Annotated in this window: 19 protein-coding genes; 5 read left to right on the top strand and 14 right to left on the bottom strand. The window is 41.0% G+C overall.

Features of this window, described 5'->3' with window-relative positions; all coding sequences use genetic code 11:
* Positions 1-238: 238 nt before the first annotated feature.
* The gene (locus tag NIES592_RS04320; RefSeq protein ID WP_073555028.1) at positions 239-1,324 is read right to left on the bottom strand and encodes a YheT family hydrolase; all 1,086 of its coding nucleotides are present in this window, start codon (positions 1,322-1,324) and stop codon (positions 239-241) included.
* A gap of 158 nt (positions 1,325-1,482) precedes the next feature.
* Here NIES592_RS04320 and NIES592_RS04315 point away from each other — a divergent pair, with 158 nt between their 5' ends.
* On the top strand, positions 1,483-2,226 hold the full coding sequence (locus NIES592_RS04315) for a response regulator transcription factor (protein ID WP_009455833.1): 744 nt from the start codon (positions 1,483-1,485) through the stop codon (positions 2,224-2,226).
* A gap of 253 nt (positions 2,227-2,479) precedes the next feature.
* Here the strand turns inward: NIES592_RS04315 and NIES592_RS04310 are convergent, their stop codons facing one another.
* The 8 genes from NIES592_RS04310 to NIES592_RS04275 all read right to left on the bottom strand — a co-directional run bounded on the left by NIES592_RS04310 (position 2,480) and on the right by NIES592_RS04275 (position 9,872).
* Complete coding sequence (locus NIES592_RS04310) at positions 2,480-3,211, bottom strand: alpha/beta fold hydrolase (RefSeq protein ID WP_062242730.1); 732 nt, start codon at positions 3,209-3,211, stop codon at positions 2,480-2,482.
* Positions 3,212-3,315: 104 nt separating this feature from the next.
* Positions 3,316-3,828, bottom strand: coding sequence for a flavodoxin FldA (gene fldA / locus NIES592_RS04305; RefSeq protein ID WP_073555027.1), 513 nt, complete (start codon positions 3,826-3,828; stop codon positions 3,316-3,318).
* 121 nt (positions 3,829-3,949) lie between these two features.
* Positions 3,950-5,458 (bottom strand): chlorophyll a/b binding light-harvesting protein, encoded by a 1,509-nt coding sequence (locus NIES592_RS04300; RefSeq protein WP_073555026.1) that lies wholly within the window; start codon positions 5,456-5,458, stop codon positions 3,950-3,952.
* A gap of 82 nt (positions 5,459-5,540) precedes the next feature.
* Positions 5,541-6,599 carry a chlorophyll a/b binding light-harvesting protein gene (locus tag NIES592_RS04295; RefSeq protein WP_073555025.1) on the bottom strand — a complete coding sequence of 353 codons (1,059 nt, stop codon included), beginning with the start codon at positions 6,597-6,599 and terminating at the stop codon, positions 5,541-5,543.
* A gap of 406 nt (positions 6,600-7,005) precedes the next feature.
* Positions 7,006-7,500 (bottom strand): dTDP-4-dehydrorhamnose 3,5-epimerase, encoded by a 495-nt coding sequence (locus NIES592_RS04290; protein ID WP_073555024.1) that lies wholly within the window; start codon positions 7,498-7,500, stop codon positions 7,006-7,008.
* Between the two features lie 123 nt (positions 7,501-7,623).
* Positions 7,624-9,213 (bottom strand): glucose-6-phosphate isomerase, encoded by a 1,590-nt coding sequence (locus NIES592_RS04285; RefSeq protein ID WP_071846705.1) that lies wholly within the window; start codon positions 9,211-9,213, stop codon positions 7,624-7,626.
* 105 nt (positions 9,214-9,318) lie between these two features.
* On the bottom strand, positions 9,319-9,570 hold the full coding sequence (locus NIES592_RS04280) for a hypothetical protein (RefSeq protein ID WP_009455826.1): 252 nt from the start codon (positions 9,568-9,570) through the stop codon (positions 9,319-9,321).
* Positions 9,571-9,674: 104 nt separating this feature from the next.
* Positions 9,675-9,872: a hypothetical protein gene (locus tag NIES592_RS04275; RefSeq protein ID WP_009455825.1), complete on the bottom strand. Its 198-nt coding sequence runs from the start codon at positions 9,870-9,872 to the stop codon at positions 9,675-9,677.
* A 217-nt stretch (positions 9,873-10,089) separates the two neighbouring features.
* Here NIES592_RS04275 and NIES592_RS04270 point away from each other — a divergent pair, with 217 nt between their 5' ends.
* From NIES592_RS04270 to NIES592_RS04260, 3 genes are read left to right on the top strand one after another with little or no spacing between them, the layout of a single operon-like run.
* Positions 10,090-11,211, top strand: coding sequence for a branched-chain amino acid ABC transporter permease (locus NIES592_RS04270; protein ID WP_073555023.1), 1,122 nt, complete (start codon positions 10,090-10,092; stop codon positions 11,209-11,211).
* Entirely contained in the window at positions 11,201-11,983 is a 783-nt protein-coding gene (locus tag NIES592_RS04265; RefSeq protein WP_073555022.1) for an ABC transporter ATP-binding protein, read from the top strand. The genes NIES592_RS04270 and NIES592_RS04265 overlap by 11 nt, the downstream gene beginning before the upstream one ends.
* A gap of 41 nt (positions 11,984-12,024) precedes the next feature.
* Positions 12,025-12,210 carry a hypothetical protein gene (locus NIES592_RS04260; protein WP_073555021.1) on the top strand — a complete coding sequence of 62 codons (186 nt, stop codon included), beginning with the start codon at positions 12,025-12,027 and terminating at the stop codon, positions 12,208-12,210.
* An 11-nt stretch (positions 12,211-12,221) separates the two neighbouring features.
* Here NIES592_RS04260 and NIES592_RS26180 read toward each other — a convergent pair whose 3' ends face one another.
* The 5 genes from NIES592_RS26180 to NIES592_RS04235 all read right to left on the bottom strand — a co-directional run bounded on the left by NIES592_RS26180 (position 12,222) and on the right by NIES592_RS04235 (position 16,199).
* Positions 12,222-12,356, bottom strand: a complete 135-nt coding sequence (locus tag NIES592_RS26180) for a type II restriction enzyme (protein WP_370745856.1) — start codon at positions 12,354-12,356, stop codon at positions 12,222-12,224.
* On the bottom strand, positions 12,353-13,198 hold the full coding sequence (locus NIES592_RS04255; protein WP_062250374.1) for a DNA adenine methylase: 846 nt from the start codon (positions 13,196-13,198) through the stop codon (positions 12,353-12,355). Before NIES592_RS04255 ends, NIES592_RS26180 begins: the two co-directional genes overlap by 4 nt.
* Positions 13,199-13,440: 242 nt before the next feature.
* A complete protein-coding gene (locus tag NIES592_RS04250) occupies positions 13,441-14,004 on the bottom strand; it encodes a DUF2087 domain-containing protein (RefSeq protein ID WP_062242702.1) in 564 nt (187 codons plus the stop codon).
* A 478-nt stretch (positions 14,005-14,482) separates the two neighbouring features.
* Positions 14,483-15,517: a glutathione S-transferase family protein gene (locus NIES592_RS04240; RefSeq protein WP_073555020.1), complete on the bottom strand. Its 1,035-nt coding sequence runs from the start codon at positions 15,515-15,517 to the stop codon at positions 14,483-14,485.
* Positions 15,518-15,521: 4 nt separating this feature from the next.
* The gene (locus NIES592_RS04235; protein WP_073555310.1) at positions 15,522-16,199 is read right to left on the bottom strand and encodes a Uma2 family endonuclease; all 678 of its coding nucleotides are present in this window, start codon (positions 16,197-16,199) and stop codon (positions 15,522-15,524) included.
* A gap of 261 nt (positions 16,200-16,460) precedes the next feature.
* On the opposite strand from NIES592_RS04235, the gene NIES592_RS04230 reads away from it, so the two are divergent.
* Positions 16,461-17,711 carry a class I SAM-dependent methyltransferase gene (locus tag NIES592_RS04230; RefSeq protein WP_073555019.1) on the top strand — a complete coding sequence of 417 codons (1,251 nt, stop codon included), beginning with the start codon at positions 16,461-16,463 and terminating at the stop codon, positions 17,709-17,711.
* Positions 17,712-18,058: the final 347 nt, after the last annotated feature.

Here is an 18,058-nt window from a genome sequence, read left to right as displayed (position 1 = left end):
CTGATTTGTAAAAATTGCAAAGCCCAGACCCCAACTTTTCTAAAAAGTCGGGGATCTTGTCTCTCAGGAATTATTTAGGAATGCTATAAAACCTTTAACTATGATGGATTGTGTTGACATTTAATTGAAGTGCGATCGCATCCCAACTTTGTCATTTAAATCCCCTGGTTAAAGAGAGATGTAAAAATTGAGGTTTCAGATAATTCTTTGCTGAAGGTGACAAAATAGGGACAGTACCCTAACCCACATTACCACTCAGCCATTCTAATATTCGATTCCATGCCCACCAAGGATCAGGGTCTTGTGCTTGGCGTTGACACCCTTTGCTGCTGATGTAACCCACATGACCACCAAAACGAGTAAGTAACAAATCTATCATTGGATTAGCCGCACAAGCCAATTGTAAATCTGGTATGATCGCCGGATCAAAAAGAGGATCATCTTCGGCATAAATAATCAAAGTCGGTTTTTGCAGATTTGGTAATAGCTGCAAAGCGCTGCTGGCATCGTAATAAGCTTCTACAGAAGAAAAACCCAAGCGTTTAATGACTAATTCTTCATCAAAGCTCCAGATACTATTTACTCGTGCGATCGCTTCTGGGTCCATACTGTGAGGATGAGCTGCATAAATTCGCCACGCCAGTTTTTTGAGATTACGTGTGATCGCCTTTTCCATATAGCGACCAAAGGGTTGCTTAACTAAATAGCTAAGCGATCGCTTAGAATCCAGACTTGGACAAATTACCGCCGCACCACCAATATCTTCCTCCTCTAAACCCAGAACCTCTAATGACGGAATGATAGTGTCTTCCCATCTCCCCACCTCCCAATCTCCCGACCTTAAACTCACCGCCCACAACGCCAACTGTCCCCCTAAAGAATATCCCGTAAACCAAAATTTTCCTGGACATCCCATAGCCTTAGCCGCCGCTGCGATACGAATAAAATCTTCACCTTCGTACAAGCCATCGCTGGTCAATGTCCGCGATAATTGGGCTGTCCTACCATGACCACGCCAATCAAATAATACGACTGCAAACCCTTGGGCGTAGGCTTTACGTCCTAGCAGTTTGAGAAACCATTGATTATCCAACTCACCTGTAATACCATAGGTTCCTACAATCGTACCGCAAGCGTTTTCAGGAATAGCTACCCAACCAAAAATCGGTACACTTTGCCCACCGATAAAAATATGTTCTTGATAGGGAGGTTCTGGGCATTTCGTTGTTCGTTCCCAATTGCGACTGGCCCAAATTGCGGTGTAGAGGGTCATTGCTACACCGTTTCGCAAAAAATGTGGCGGATTGTATGACCAGTAACACATTAGATATAGGATTTAGTATACCTTGAACTTATTTTTTCAATCTTTGAATTTTAATCTTTATGTTAGATTTAAAATATTTTTTATAATCTAATGAAGCAATCTTTGTATTTCCCAAAGGTTCTTATTTATCCTTAATAAGTAGTAATAATTTTTTAATAATGCCGAGGATTCTAGTCATAGACGATGACCCAGCAATTTCAGAGTTAGTTGCCGTCAACTTAGAGATGGCTGGCTACGACGTCAGCCAAGCAGAAGATGGGATCAAGGGACAAGCCCTGGCTCTACAGCTTCAGCCAGACTTAATTATGCTCGATCTGATGTTGCCCAGGGTAGACGGGTTCACTGTTTGTCAGCGCTTGCGCCGAGATGAACGTACAGCTGAAATTCCCGTATTGATGTTAACAGCGCTCTCGCAAACTCAAGATAAAGTAGAAGGCTTTAATGCAGGTGCAGACGACTACCTAACTAAACCATTTGAAGTTGAAGAAATGCTGGCGCGGGTGCGTGCTTTATTGCGGCGTACCGATCGTATTCCCCAAGCCGCTAAACACAGTGAAATTCTCAACTATGGGCCTTTGACTTTGGTTCCTGAACGGTTTGAGGCAATATGGTTCAATCAAACAGTCAAACTGACTCATCTTGAGTTTGAGTTACTTCACTGCTTACTGCAGCGACACGGTCAGACCGTTTCCCCTAGTGAAATTCTCCGGGAAGTGTGGGGGTACGATCCAGATGATGATATTGAAACCATTCGAGTCCACATTCGTCACCTACGAACCAAGCTAGAACCAGACCCTCGTCACCCCCGTTATATCAAAACAGTATATGGTGCTGGATACTGTCTAGAGTTGCCCAGTGTTCCCCAATCAAGCGAAGGTATCCCTACATCAAAAGTTGATTGATTTTATTTGGACTGTTGCATAAATGTTGTTAAATTAGTTTTTAAATTGGCACTCGTTATGTTGTCATCAATTCAAGAGTGCCAATAAAGTTTTGTATTTATGATTGCGTACACAAAGCGATCGCTTTTCTTAGTGCGCCATAACTCGATTTCTATGATATTAAGCTTGGGCATCGGGCATAGCAAAACCATTAGTATCTTAATTACCCATTACCGACCCAACCTATAATATAAGTGTTCAAGCGAACATGATATTAGTTCACGAGGCTAGAAAAAACTAATTTCGAGTGATGCAGAGATTGCCAAAAGTCAAGAATCTGTTCTGCTACCAAATTCGGGTAGAAGAAGTGAAAAAAGTGCCGTCCTTTTTGACATTCCCAATAGCGATCCCCCTCCATCAAAAAAGGTCGCCATCCTTGCAAAGACTCAGGTTCTACAATCATGTCATCGGTACTACCACAAACCATAAAGGGTACAGGAACCGGAGCAGGAGGTACACTTAGTCGTTTCATTAAGGAGTGAGGTGAAAGCGAACAATTTTTATCTTGCTCCAAAATCCTCTCTAGACGCTTGACAGTTTTTTCATTCTGATAGCCAAATAGATTGTATACCATAGCATTGAGAATCTTTTGCCTACTCAAGTAAGGCAGATGAGCATAATAATGAGCTTGCCAGTCAAGCGCAGCATCAGCACCCACAGCTAGTAGAGTCAAAGATTTAACTTTTTCTGGATATCGACGCGTATATAGTAACCCTAGTAAGCCTCCTGTGCTGTGACCAATCAGATGTACAGGTTGATTAATGGATTGGAGATAATTATCTAGCAGCAGTATCGCAACATCTAAGGAACTTGCTTCATCCTGAGTTTGGCTATATTCCCACCGAGCAATAGTTACATCACGTGACAGTTCACGCAAAAGTGGTTGAGCAAAACATAACAAACTAGGGCTTGTATTCAACCAAATAGCATCTGGCTCAGGAGACATAAATTTATCCTACTATGAATTAAAATTTTAAAATTCTAGTTAAAACTGTTAATAGCTAACAGCAATCAAGGCAATTAGCTATTAACTATTAGCGATGATTTAAGCTACACACCAAACTCTTTTTTAAGTTGAGCTACCCAGGCTTTAATACGCTCGTCAGTTAAGTCAGATTGGTTATCATCATCAAGAGCCAAACCGACAAATTTCCCATTTTTCACAGCTTTAGATTCATTAAAATCATAGCCATCCGTGGGCCAGTAACCCACTGTAGTACCGCCGAGTTCGGTAATTTTCTCTTCTAAAATGCCCATTGCATCTTGAAAGTTATCGGCATAACCAATCTGGTCTCCAGTACCAAAATAGGCGACCTTTTTTCCCTTGAAATCAATATTATCTAACTGTGGGAAAAAACCCTCCCAGTCACTTTGTAGCTCACCAATATTCCAGGTAGGACAGCCAATAATCAGATATTGATAATCTGCGAAATCATCCTCGTCCGCATCCATGATGTTGTGCAATGTCACTACATCGTCACCACCAAATTCTTTCTGAATTATCTCTGTTACCAACTCAGTTTTACCTGTTGTAGAACCGAAAAATAGACCTATTTTTGACATATTTTGCGCTCTTTTTCACTTCATGCTTATTTGTCTCAGAGGTTTGTAGCCAATGACCGCTGGCGGCTACGAACTTTCACAATTCAGCCTTCCTAAAAGGAAGGCTGGGACGTAAAACACGCTATACAAACGCAGCAAACACAGTAGCACTACTCAAAAGTAGATAGGCGAAGATTGCTCCACCAATTCCACCGATCAGAAAGCCCTCAGTAAATTGGCTCCATCCTTCGGTAGTATTGACAGTCTGTGGCACACTGGGAACTGTTGCAACCATTGCTGGTGGTACGGTTTCTAGTTGTCTTTCAAAGTTGGTAGTGCCGTAAATCGAAAAACCAATCGTCAAGATGACAATCAAACTACCTGTGGCTATTAAACCAACCAAGTTTCCCAGATTAGAATTACCCAATGAACCGAATGAAGCTAAGGTGACAAACGGGCCGACTAACCAGTAACCATGAGCCATACCAATTTCCAACCCCCGCCCCAGAGGAGATACGCCAGGGCGGTAAATTGGCAGATATTTCAGAAACTTCAGTGTCATATCGGAAGAGGCGATCGCAGTGGCTTGATTAGCTGTTTGGGGGTTTATCTGGGGCGGTTGAACCATGTCACCATTTTTAAAATCAAATCCAGCTGCAATGGCACGGGCGCGCAGTGCGTGCCAAATGTGACCTAAAAGGAATATGACTGCCAAGACAAAATGGAAAGTGACCAACCAACCACGGGCAGAAACTATACCAGCAGAAGTTTCTATAGCTTTCACCGGGCCATAGAAAACTTCCGGATAGACAGTGTTATTGACTGATGCAAAGTATGCCGCCAAAAAGCCCATGTATGCGACACCACCAATGCTGTAAGCAAGATATGCTTCTCCTGAGTAAATCAAAACTCGGCGCGCCCAGGCAAATGGTTTAGTCAAAATGTGGAAAATACCACCACCAATTAACATCAATCCAACCCAGATGTGACCGCCAACAACATCTTCCAAGTTATCAACAGCTGCCATTCCTTCTGGGCCCCAAACTCCAAACAGATAGCCAAAAATCCGAAGTGGATTGAGTGTTGGATGATTGATTACCCTGACGTTTCCACCGCCAGCTACCCAAGGATCAAACAGTCCACCCCAAAACATTGCCTTCGCAACCAAAAGCCAAGCACCCACGCCTAAAATCACTAGGTGAATGCCCAAGATTGTGGTCATCTTATCTTTGTCTTTCCAGTCATAACCAAAAAAGCCAGCTAATGTAGGATTGTCTTCTAACACCTCTGGCCCTAGTAGGGAATGGTAAATACCACCGGCTGCTAAAATCACTGAAGGTATCAGATGCAAGACACTGATGACGAAGTAGGGATAGGTGCTAATAACTTGCCCACCAGCACCAACACCAAAACCCAGAGTTGCTAGATGAGGCAGCAAGATTAACCCTTGCTCATACATTGGCACATTCGGATTGAAGCGCGACAACTCAAACAGCGTCATCCCGCCAGCCCATAACAAAATCAATGCAGCGTGAGCAATATGAGCGCCCAATAATTTACCTGATAGATTGGTAAGACGAAAGTTACCAGCCCACCAGCCGACTTCAGGTATTTGTTGCTTGTATGGGCTATCTGCAATTACTGCTGTCATTTCTGATCATCCTTGAGAATTTTTTGCAATTTTTTGGAAGCAGTCGTGGAAAATTTTTGCAAATATTTTGCACTAAATTGCTTCAGCTAATTGGTTGTGCAATCACTGCCTCTTGACTCACCCTACCTTTACGAAAATCGAATCCACGTGCCCGTAAGGCGTGCCAGATATGGCCTTGGAGAAAGAAGAAAGCTAACCAAAAGTGAGCATTGGCTAACCAGGTTCGGGAGCTAACAACGTCAGGATCAACTGATGAAAAGTACGGCACGACATTCTGTTTCACGACGAGCGCCGGGCCGTAAAAAACTTCAGGATAAACAGTCGTGTTCACTGATACGAAGAGAGTGGCAATAAAGCCCATCAGTGCCAAAGCACCCAGACTGTAACAGAGGTAAGCTTCTCCAGACCAAACAAATAATGGATGCGTCCAACTAAAGGGTTTAGTCACAATGTGGAAAATTCCACCGAAAAGTAACATTCCACCAACCCAAATGTGACCACCAACTACGTCTTCTAGATTGTCAACGCCAGCGATCCAGAATTTAGCGATCGCACCAAATAGATAGCCAAAGATAGCACCTGGATTCAGTGTCGGATTTGTAATTACCCTGACATTCTCAATGTTTGGATCGTACAAACCACCAAAGTACATTGCTTTAGCAACTAACAAAAATGCACCACAACCGAGTAACACCAAGTGAATACCAAGGATTGTGGTCATTTTGTCGCTATCCTTCCAGTCGTAGCCAAACGAAGGAAACCTACCTTCCAGGATTTCTGGACCACGCAGGGAGTGAAAGATTCCTCCAAAACCCAGAAAGGCTGAGGAAATTAAATGCAAAGCACCAATGACGAAATAGGGATAAGTATCCACAACTGCACCTTCTGCACCCACACCCCAACCAAGAGCAGCTAGGTGAGGTAGCAAAATCAAGCCTTGCTCGTACATTGGTTGTGCCGAATTGAAATGGGCTAGCTCAAATAAAGTCATCACTCCTGCCCAAAAAACTATCAAACCAGCATGAGCAACGTGAGCGCCTAATAATTTCCCTGATAAGTTCGTGAGCCTTGCGTTTCCAGCCCACCAAGGCGAGTCGGTGAGGTCTTGCTCCACCAACAGCGGACTTGTAGAAGTTGCCATGTTTCACCTACAGAGTTTGTTGAGAATCTTATTCAACAATTTTAAATTGAGCTTACACTAAAATTAAAATTAATGCAATTTTCTCTCATTTATTATAAATAAAAGAGGAGAATATTACGTTTTGTAAAATTATTTGATTATTAGAATATTTTCTCAATAAACTGGACATGTTTTTACAAACTATCAAATTCAAGTGATTCGGGGTGCAACTTTATTCACGAACAAAGTTATGGGTGGCAAAGGTTAGCCGTAGGCTGATTTTCCTCTGACAGTGTGCAAGCAATGTCCAAACAACAAACTTGCTTGTAAATGAGATTACAAGCAAGTATTTTTTATAGTTGTTAAATATTTATAGGAATAACGAACACAGATGCACACAGATGAATACAGATAGTCTATGAAGTTATCAGTTATTGCTCGCTGTGGGTTGATAACTGTTCATTGATTTTAGTTTGGTGGCGGGGGAGTGTTGAATTTTATTTTGCATGTTCTTCAATGCCTGATTTGCTGCTTCTAAATCGTAAGGAAATGGTCGTCCACGAGTCACATAATCGCGCTCTTGCATTGGTCGATGACGCAATACAGCATTGACGACAACACAGGTTTCGGAACTCAAATTTATCGCTCCGTGCATGACTCCTGGTGGGATTGTCAATACTACGGGGTAATTTTCACTTAAAGGAATGTATTGATATTGTTTATCAATTAAAGTTACAATGACGAACTCGCCCTTGACTACCAGTAGTTGGTCGGTTTGTGATTTGTGAACAAATAAATCATCGATTGTATGAGGTGGAATCTGCACGAGCATTGTTTCGTGACTAGCTTGGGGGGTGAAAAACTCAGCCATTCCCCCTTTGATTGATTGCAACTGCCGAATTTTGATTCCTCTGGCACTCATAAAAATATCCTAAAAAAGCATCCTAAAAATTGAAGTAATAAGCTTCAATTTAAGATGCTTGATTATGAAATATTGTTACAATTGAACAATATTACACAAATTATGATATGGAAATTACTAAATCTATCCGCCGATAGAAAACTTTAAACTGCTGGGTTGACCAAGATTACCTTGCAATGTTACACCGCGTCCATTGGCATGAAGATGCCGCAGAATTAGATAAATTGACTCGATTTTGTCTGTAGCACCTATTTTTTGAGCAACTTCCTCTAAAGTGAGCGGTGTTTTTTCTTGTTGCAAAACTTCTACTACTTGTTTTTGCAATTCCAGAATTTCAGCAGCAGCTTTTTTACCAGCTTCTACCCCTGGTTGATGGTAGGCGTTGATGTTGATTAAGCTAGCATATAAACCAACAGCGCGATCGTATAAGGCAATTAATGCTCCGACAGTCCGGGAATTAACTTGGGGGATGGTAACTGTCACTGAATCGCGGTGATTTTCGTACAGTGCTTGTCTGGTTCCTTGCAGAAAACCGGAAAGATAATCGCCTGATGTGATTCCTGGTTCTATTTCTGGAGATGGGCTGTGACGATCTTCTAGAACTTCGATAAAAGTAGCAAAGAAATTTGGTACACCTTCGCGTAACTGCTGGACGTATGCGTGTTGGTCGGTAGAGCCTTTGTTACCGTAGACGGCAATACCCTGATGAACTATATTGCCTGTCTTATCTTTTTCTTTACCCAAGGATTCCATCACCAGCTGTTGTAGGTAACGGCTAAATAAAAGTAGGCTATCTTTGTATGGTAGGACAACCATGTCTTTTTCGCCTTTGCCGTTGCCAGCATAATACCAAGACAGGGCTAACAAAGCAGCGGGGTTATTTTTGATATCGGGAACGCGGGTAGCGTCATCCATTTCTTTTGCACCTTCAAGCATGGCGCGAATATCAATACCCTGCAAAGCTGCTGGTACTAGTCCCACAGCAGATAATTCCGAAGTGCGTCCGCCTACCCAATCAAACATGGGAAACCTAGCCAACCAGCCTTCAGATTTTGCTTGTTCATCGAGCTTACTACCAGGCATAGTAATAGCGATCGCATAATTGGCAAAATCTAAATTATGTCCGGCGTAAGCTTTTTTGACTTCCGCCATGCCATTACGGGGTTCTGGTGTACCTCCAGATTTGGAAATCACTAAAACCAAAGTGCTGCTCAGACGATTTCGCACCTGAGTCAAAACCCGATCAATACCTGCGGGGTCGGTGTTGTCGATAAAATGAATCGCCAGTGGTGGAAAATCTGGGGCTAATGCTGCTGCAACAAATTGTGGCCCAAGGGCAGAACCACCAATGCCAATCGAGATAATATCGGTGAAACGGGGTGCTTTCGGGGGATGAATTGCACCTGTGTGGACTTTTTCGGCGAATACTTCAATTTGCTCTATGGTGCTGACGATTTCTTGTGTCAGTTCCGGAGTAGGAGCCAAATCAGGATTTCGCAGCCAATAATGTCCAACCATGCGGTTTTCGTCCGGGTTGGCGATCGCTCCCTTCTCAAGTTCCGCCATATCCGCAAAAGCCTGCTCAAACTTTGGCTGCAACCTCTCCACAAAGGCATCATCAAAGCGCATTCGGCTCACGTCTAGGTAAAATCCTAATCCTTCATGGAAATATAGCCATTTCTGGTATCGTTGCCAAAGTGCCGTAGCGTCCATAGGGAAATCTCAAGTAAAGTGATTTTCATTCAACAAGTTTAAGCCAAGGATAGAGCCAAGCTTTGTCCCTCTTATACAGTTTTAAGTCTTTACGTGACCCAGACTCTACACATCCGGCATTGGTATGACTCGCAGAAATTTCACAATTTCACCTCTTAATTCAATACCAATTAAGTAATTCTCCAGAGTCAAGCGGTAAAAAATGCCCTCTCTATCTAGTTGTCGTAAATCTGGTAAGTAATGCAGTTGTCTTTTATCTGCAAACTCAATAAACACAAAATCATACACCAACTGATAGGCAGCAGGTTCTAAATTTTTCAGGTCTACTAAAAAAGACCGTGCATAGCGTACTTCCATAGTGGGGATGGGGAGGTGGGGTGGTGGGGAACTCGGGGCGCGCACTGGGGATTAGGGGCAGTGGGGAGTAAACAACTACTAACTACTAACCAACAACCAAAATATTATGAAAAAGTTAACAATTGCACAGCTTCTTCATGGGTTAAGGTATCCCAAGGTTGCTGCGATCGCTTGACTTCTTGTATGGCTTTGTGCATATAAAAATCACAGTGCAAGTCGTAGACGGCGTTCCAAACTTTTTCTAGTTCTTCGTCGGCTAACTGTTCAATTAAATGATGGATTCTGATTCGCAGCAAGTTCATGTACTATCAATCAAAAATAACCAACATCTAGTGTTCCCATAAAATGAGGGAAAAGTGTGATGGAGTGTGAGGAGTGTGAGGAGTGTGAGGAGTGTGTAGACGCGCTTTGCGCGGCTTCCCGTAAGGGTGGAGTGTGAGGGGTGTGAGGAGAATAGATAGTAACTACTAACCTTTGAGCCTTGACTATTGACAAATGACAAATGACAAATAACTAAATATGGCTGAATATCTAATTTTTTTAGCAATTTCTACTTCTATTTTTGCTTTGTTCGCTTTAGGGCTAAATTTGCAGTGGGGTTTTACAGGTTTAATTAACTTTGGTCATGTGGCATTCATGACCCTGGGAGCCTATACAACTGTATTATTGAGCCTTAAGGGTGTTCCTGTGCTGCTGGCGGCGGTGATTGGGGCTGTTGTTGCAGCTTTGTTGGGTTTGTTAATCGGTTTTTCGACTCTGCGTTTGCGGGAAGATTACTTAGCGATCGTGACTATCGGTGTGGGGGAACTAGTTCGGCTGATACTCAATAACCAGGATTTACCTGTGGGTGACACCTGGATTTCTGGAGCGTTTGGTGTACAAAGTTACCCTATTCCGTTAGTGAATTTGCAACCGAATTTGTTTGTCAGACTGGTGATGATTGCGGTACTGACTTTAGTCGCTGGTATAACTTTTTATTGGTTGTGGCGCTGGACTCGCCCGACATATACGGCTAAACGGGTAGTTAAAAAGCAAGAATTTGTATCGCGTTTAGTGGTAGCAAGTTTGCTAGGACTGCTGTCAGCAGCGATTTATATTTCTGGGGTTATTGGCTTATATAATTACAACCCGAAAGCAGGTTTAATGCTGTTGTCCTTGGTGACACTAGCGTTTGTTTTTTGGCGGTTAGAAGTTTTGGTGCGATCACCTTGGGGACGAGTCCTCAAAGCTATCCGTGAAGATGAAGAAGTCCCGAAAGCGTTAGGAAAAAACGTTTTTTGGTACAAGTTACAATCTCTGATGTTGGGAGGTGCGATCGCTGGGATTGCTGGTGCTTTCTTTGCTTGGCAACTCAGTGCTATTTATACTGATAATTTCCAACCACAGCTAACTTTCGACGCTTGGATTATGGTGATATTAGGAGGTTCTGGTAATAATGTCGGCACGATTTTAGGGGCAGTAATTTACTTTGCTTACGATACCCTGACTCGTGAATTCCTACCCAGAATTTTTACTAACCTTACCTCTGATCAATTGGGCGCATTTCGCATCATGATCATCGGACTGATTTTGATGGTACTGATGATTTGGCGTCCTCAAGGTATCTTAGGTAAAAAGGAGGAACTTACCCTTGGTAAATAATCATTCTTCTTCCCAGGTTCCCTTATTAGCTGCCAGTGGGTTGTCTAAAAGCTTTGGCGGGATTAAGGCTGTTGATAATGCCGAAATTCAGGTGACAACGGGGAGTATCACAGGTTTAATTGGCCCCAATGGTGCTGGTAAAACAACTTTATTTAACTTACTCTCTAACTTTATCCGCCCCGACAAAGGAAAAGTGGTTTTTGACGGCGAAGCGATTCACCACTTGCCATCCTATCAAATTGCCCAACAAGGTTTAGTACGGACATTTCAGGTGGCGCGCGCCCTCTCGAAGTTGTCGGTACTAGAAAATATGCTATTGGCGGCGCAAAAGCAAACTGGCGAAAATTTTTGGCAGTTGCAATTTCAACCCCATGTGGTTGCTAAAGAAGAAAAGCAGCTGGAACAACAGGCGCTAGCCATACTAGAATCGGTGGGTTTAGCTCATAAAGCTGATGATTACGCTGGTGGTTTATCTGGTGGACAACGCAAGTTGTTAGAAATGGGACGGGCGTTGATGACTAATCCCAAGTTGATTTTGTTAGATGAACCAGCAGCAGGGGTGAATCCGAGACTAATTGATGAGATTTGCGATCGCATTGTCCAATGGAATCGCAAAGGTATGACTTTTTTGATTATTGAACACAACATGGATGTGATTATGTCGTTGTGCGATCGTGTCTGGGTACTCGCTGAAGGTAGAAACTTAGCAGACGGTGTTCCCGAAGAAATTCAGCGCAACCCCAGGGTTTTAGAAGCTTATTTGGGAAAATGATTGAATTATGAATTATGAATTACGCCTGATGTGAATTGAATATGGAGACGCAATATTCCTTACGCCTGGTAAAAAACGTTTTTTTAGAAATCGACCACCGATACACACCGATAAACACAGATAACACAGATGGATCTTTCATGGGTGGTTGGGTGGTCATTGGTTTGTTGAGTATTTCCCATGATCTATTAGCGCCTTTGTTAATTCACATTAGACGTGAATTATGAAGGTGAAAGAATTATTGGCTAATACTTGCAGAATCTATTTCAAAAAACCCTATTTTAGATATATTTCCCTGAATATGATATTTTTGAAACAACTTCTGCCAAGCAATATCGTTTTTAGATTTTTGTCTTTGAATAGTATAGATCACTCATAGTTTTTTACTAAAATCTCGTCTACTTTACCTCTTTTTTCAGCATTTGAATTGATAGCTCTAATTGCTGATATTTTTATCTGTTTATAATCTTTATACAAGTCTTTGATGAAGTTTGTATAAGCATTACTCAACAGAACTTTACAACCTTTCCTGTCTAAATTATCAAATGTCTCTTTTAACCTAATTTGTTCATCTTTATTAAATCCATTTACATCATAGCCAGTAAAAGAAGCAGTATCCGAAACTGGATCGTAAGGAGGATCAAGATAAACAAAATCTCCTCTTTTTGCATCTTTAAGAGCGTCTTGAAAATCTAAATTTAATATTTGAATTTGATTGTGATTCAAATACTTACTTACGGCTTTTAAAACATCTGCATCTAAAATATTTGGATTTTTGTATTTCCCAAAAGGCACATTAAACTGTCCTTGAGAATTAACTCTAAATAAGCCATTGTAACAAGTCTTGTTCAGAAAAATAATTCTTGATGCTCGTTGTACAGGTGTTCTATTTTGAAAACTTTCTTCCCTGTCCCAATCTCTAATAGCATAATAGTAATCCTCATTATTTTTATGACATTTCAAATCATCAATCAGTTCATCAACTGAGTCTTTAACAACTTGATAACAATTGATTAATTCAGTATTAATATCATTAATTACAGCCTTTTTAGGTTGCAAAGTAAATAAGAGCGCTCCTCCGCCAAGAAAAGGTTCATAGTAGGTTTGGGAATTATAATTTTTAGGAAGATAATTTTCTACAATTAATGGAACCAGTTGTCTTTTCCCTCCTGCCCACTTCAGAAACGGTTTTACTAGCTTATTTACTAAGACCATTTTTTGACCTAAAAAATCATTAAGTAACAAATTTTTAGTACTATTGTACTATGAAAAGTTACCTCGTTCATAAATATTACAGCTATTCCATATATCTTTCGACTTTACCACTTTAATAAAATAACCTGAGTTCGATAGATTTAAAAACTCTCTAAAACCTCTCCCTATGTGGGAGAGAAGCTTAAAAATCTTAATTTTTAGTTGAGAACCAAGGGTATTTTTTCGTTAACAATTTCTTTCTACTAATCTACATAACGCCAATAAACTCCATCTTTTTTTTGAATCAGATTGTAACTAATCAACTCACGTCTAAGATTAGCAAAATCAGCATGGTAGCCCTTCAAAATTTCATCAATAGTACTTTCTGAATACTGAACACCCACTTCAAATTTATTTGCTAACCATCTGAGGATTACTAAGCGTTTTTTCCGACTAGAAGGAATTTCTTTGAGGCGTTCTCCTTCTGTGTAGGTTTGAATTATCTTTATTTCCCATGCTTCTGTATCTACGTCTTCAACCCAAGAAGCTATCTTCCCTGGTGTCAAGATTTCTTTGCTGACACTCTCTAAAGTTCCACTCTCTAATTGATAAAGGTGGGTATTACCCTCAGGGCGCATAGTAACTAAATTTACTTCTCTTAATTTAGCCAAATGATGAGATACCGTTGGTTCCTTGAGTTGTAACAATACAGCTAATTCTTCTACACTACATTCTTGGTTAGCTAGAAAACTCAAAATCTTTAGCCGACTTTCGTCCGCTAAAGCTTTGAAAAAACGTAGCACGATCTGAAATTGTTCCGTTTTCATAAGCTGTTATAATCTAATTAGATGAAAATCTAATTAGTGTTCTGTCCAAACTGAGTTGTACAACATCCCTCCGACACAGCCGATATACTGTGTAGGTGAGTTTTCTCTTTATGTGATTTTGTAACGTTTTTGTAAGAAAAGTTAATTTTCTTAAGTAGTTTTTTATATTTCGCCATGCTTAGCCGCTTATCTAATTACAAAAGACAAAGACCCGGTTTTCTGAAGCGAGGTATCTCTCTTGTACAAGCAGCAAAATTTTTAAATGTAAACCAAGCCAACCTTTATATGGCTCTACAAAGAGGAGAAATTCCTATGTTTAGAAGCAACGGAAGGACTACGGTCAGCGCAGGAGCTTTATTAGATTATCAAGCAAGAAAAAGGTCAAATTGATTAGTATTTCCTAATTAACAAATAAGGAAATATTTAGGGTGGTGGGGTGGTGTGAGAAGTGTGAGAAGTATAGAATAACAATCAACAATCAACAACCAACTCTTTGACGATTATGTGGTTTTAACAGATAACTTACATCGGGTCCACAGGGGATGATACCACCAGGATTGAGTGGAAAGAGGTTGCCATAGTAGTCTTGCTTGACGCTATCTAAATCACAAGTGTCAGAAACTCCCGGTAGCTGATATAAATCGCGTAGATAAGGTCCTAAATTTTCATAGTCTTGAATTCTGTGGCGATCGCACTTAAATAATCCGTAGTAGACTACATCAAAACGGAACAAGGTAGTAAACAAACGTACATCTGCCAGCGTTACTTTATCTCCACACAGGTAGCGACTGTTTGCCAATGCGACGTCAATTTCGTCGAGAGTGGTGAACAACTCGTGACAGGCTTTGTCGTAGGCTTGTTGAGTTTGGGCAAAACCACAGCGATAGACACCGTTGTTTACCGCATGATAAATTTTCTCGTTCCAACGGTCAATTTGCTCACGCAGTTCTTCTGGATAAAGATCAAGTTGGGGATTTTTGGCAAACTCGTTAAACTGGGAATTTAACATCACGATAATCTCTGCACTTTCATTATTAACTATCGTCTTGGTTTGCGTATCCCAGAGTACGGGAACAGTACAACGTCCTTGATAACCAGGTACAGCTAAATTGTAGAGTTGAGGAAGAGTGCGACAACCTTCTTGTTGTTGGTTAAGAACCCAGATACCTTCGTTTGGTGAGGGAGATACAATCGAAACTAGTATGGCATCTTCTAAACCTTTGAGCGATCGCACAACTAAAGTTCTATGGGCCCAAGGACATCCTAAACCCACAAAAAGGCGATAGCGTCCAGCTTGGGGTTGATAAAGATTGTCTGCTTGTGTACCAATAAAATTGCGGAATTGACTAGCTGGACGGATGTATTCTCCTGACTGGTTACGAGGAGCCAAATTCGACATCATCAAATGCCACATAGTTGTCCAGACAAACTTTCCTAACCGGATGATAATACCAGAAGGCAGTGACTTACCTTGCTTTTTGATTTTTTCGTTGTTTGGCTTCTTGTCCTGCACAACACTAACTCCTTAGTCTCTCCACGAATGCTTGATGTTCGGCTGTTTGCAACCCCTGTTGAAGAACTGCTAAAACCTCAGCCATATTACCTTCTCGCAAAGCATTAACCGCCAACCATAATCCAGGAAAAATCTGACTGCGAATTATTCCATCTGTATCTGGTTCTCGCAAAACATATCGTCCTTGTTGTAAGTTGAACCAATCTAGGCGATTCTCATAACTTTGCCAGACAATATACTCTTGTACTCCATTGCGACGATAGGCATTAAGCTTGTCATTCAGATCATAAGCAGCACTACTAGCAGCAATTTCTACGATTAATTCTGGTGTACCTTCAATATAATCATCATCACTAATACGGGAATTGCCACCTACTTCTGGTTCAATTCGTAATAGGGCGTCGGGTTGAGGTTCATTGTCAGCATCTAGGCGGACTGTGGTGTTATCTTGTAAATCAACTCCGGGTGTTGCAGCAGTGTAAACTAGCAACCAACCGATTATTTGAGCATGAGGTCTGCCATGACCTCTTGCACGTACAGGTGAAGCCAAATATACAACTCCTTCGATTAATTCTGCTTTTATATTCTGCGGCATTGCTTGATAGCGGCGTTCAAATTCGTAACGAGTCAGGCGATCGCCACTTTCTAAAGGAGGAAGGTTAGGAGTAGATATAGCTGACATAGGGGGCAATGAACCTTTATTTTTTTCATAACTATTTACATGCATATTAATATTAAAATCTATATGTACTAAATTGAGAATTACTATTAATAAAAACAAAAAATATAACAGCTAATTCAGCTAGCAAAATCCCAATTCATGAGCAAAAAATTATCATTTTTTGAAGAAGTAAAAACGCCAATATAGCAATTACAGCAGGATATAATGCAATCCAAGGTAATACAATTAAGGCTGAGGTTTTAATTTAAAATTTCCAACTTTATGGATTCTCATTCAGCGTTATGTGCTGCCATAGCCGATCGCATTGCTAATAGTCCTAATCAGCGAATTACTTTTGCCACCTACATGGATATGGCATTGTATCACCCTGACTACGGTTACTACTCTACCCAAGCTGTAAATATCGGTAAGCGGGGTGACTTTTTTACCTCTGTCCATCTTGGCCCTGATTTTGGTGAGTTGCTAGCAGAACAATTTGTCCAGATGTGGGAAATTTTAGGACAACCAGTGCCTTTTTCCCTAGTAGAAATGGGTGCAGGACAAGGGCATTTAGCACTGGATATTTTAAATTACTTAAAATTGCGCTATCCAAATTTTTTTGCTGCCCTACAATATATCATTGTAGAAAAGTCTCCAATTCTTAGGCAAGAACAACAGCAACGCCTACAAGAATTTACAGTTCAAATCCAGAGCAGTTTAGAAGAAATACTTAGTAATTCTATTGTCGGCTGCTTTTTTTCAAACGAATTGGTGGATGCTCTACCAGTGCATCAATTTATTTTAGAACAAGGACAACTGCGAGAAATTTATGTAACTCTACAGCAAGAGTCAATTGTCAATAGTCAAGAGTTATCCACTCCCCCTCTGTTGACGTCCCCGCGTCCCCCCATCCCCCCTACTTCCTTTACAGAAATCACAGCCGAACCTTCCACACCAAAACTAGCTGAATATTTTGATTTAGTTGGCATTCAGTTCCCAGAAAATGTTTATCCACAAGGGTATCGCAGTGAGGTAAATTTAGCAGCGCTGGATTGGTTAAGTGTAGTAGCAGACCGTTTGCAACGGGGGTATGTGTTAACTATAGATTATGGCTATCCAGCAAGTCGTTACTATAATCCCAGGCGATCGCAAGGCACGCTACAGTGTTACTGGCGTCATCAGCGCCATAATAACCCCTACATCAATATCGGGCGACAAGACATCACAGCCCATGTTGACTTTACTGCTTTAGAACGATGGGGTGAACGCTGCGGATTAGCTAAAGTTGGTTTGACGCAGCAAGAATTATTTTTGATGGCATTGGGATTAGGCGATCGCATTGCTGCGCTATCTTATACAAATCAACCCATCTCTGATTTACTGCGTCGCCGGGATGCATTACGTCAGCTTTTAGATCCCTTTGGATTAGGTGGATTTAGTATCTTGGCACAAAGTAAAGGACTCAAGGAAACAGAAACATTTCAACTACTGAAAGGATTTACTGTACCAGAACTAGCACCAACGTCCATTTAAAAAGTTAAAACTATATTAATCTCACTTGGGTGATAGGTAATTTATGATCAAAGGCTGAAGTATAGAAGTATAAAGGCTAAAGTAAATATTTTTAACCTTTATTCTTCTTTAGTCAAAAGGTAATAATTATGACCACCCATGACTTATTAATGCTAATCGTACTACTCGTTCCTGGCATTTTACTGTCAGTAATGATTATGGTTACTTTTGCCGCAGGTGGCTAAAAAAAACAAGTTAGTGGTTGGTAGATGGTAGTTGCTAGGAGAGGTGGGGAGGTGAGATGAGAAGTGTGAGGAGTATTAAAACAACTAACCACTAACCACTAACTACTAACCACTAACTACTAA

Origin of the sequence: Fischerella major NIES-592, assembly GCF_001904645.1 — a bacterium.
GTDB lineage: Bacteria > Cyanobacteriota > Cyanobacteriia > Cyanobacteriales > Nostocaceae > Fischerella > Fischerella thermalis.
This window is presented reverse-complemented; position numbering and strand designations above follow the sequence as displayed.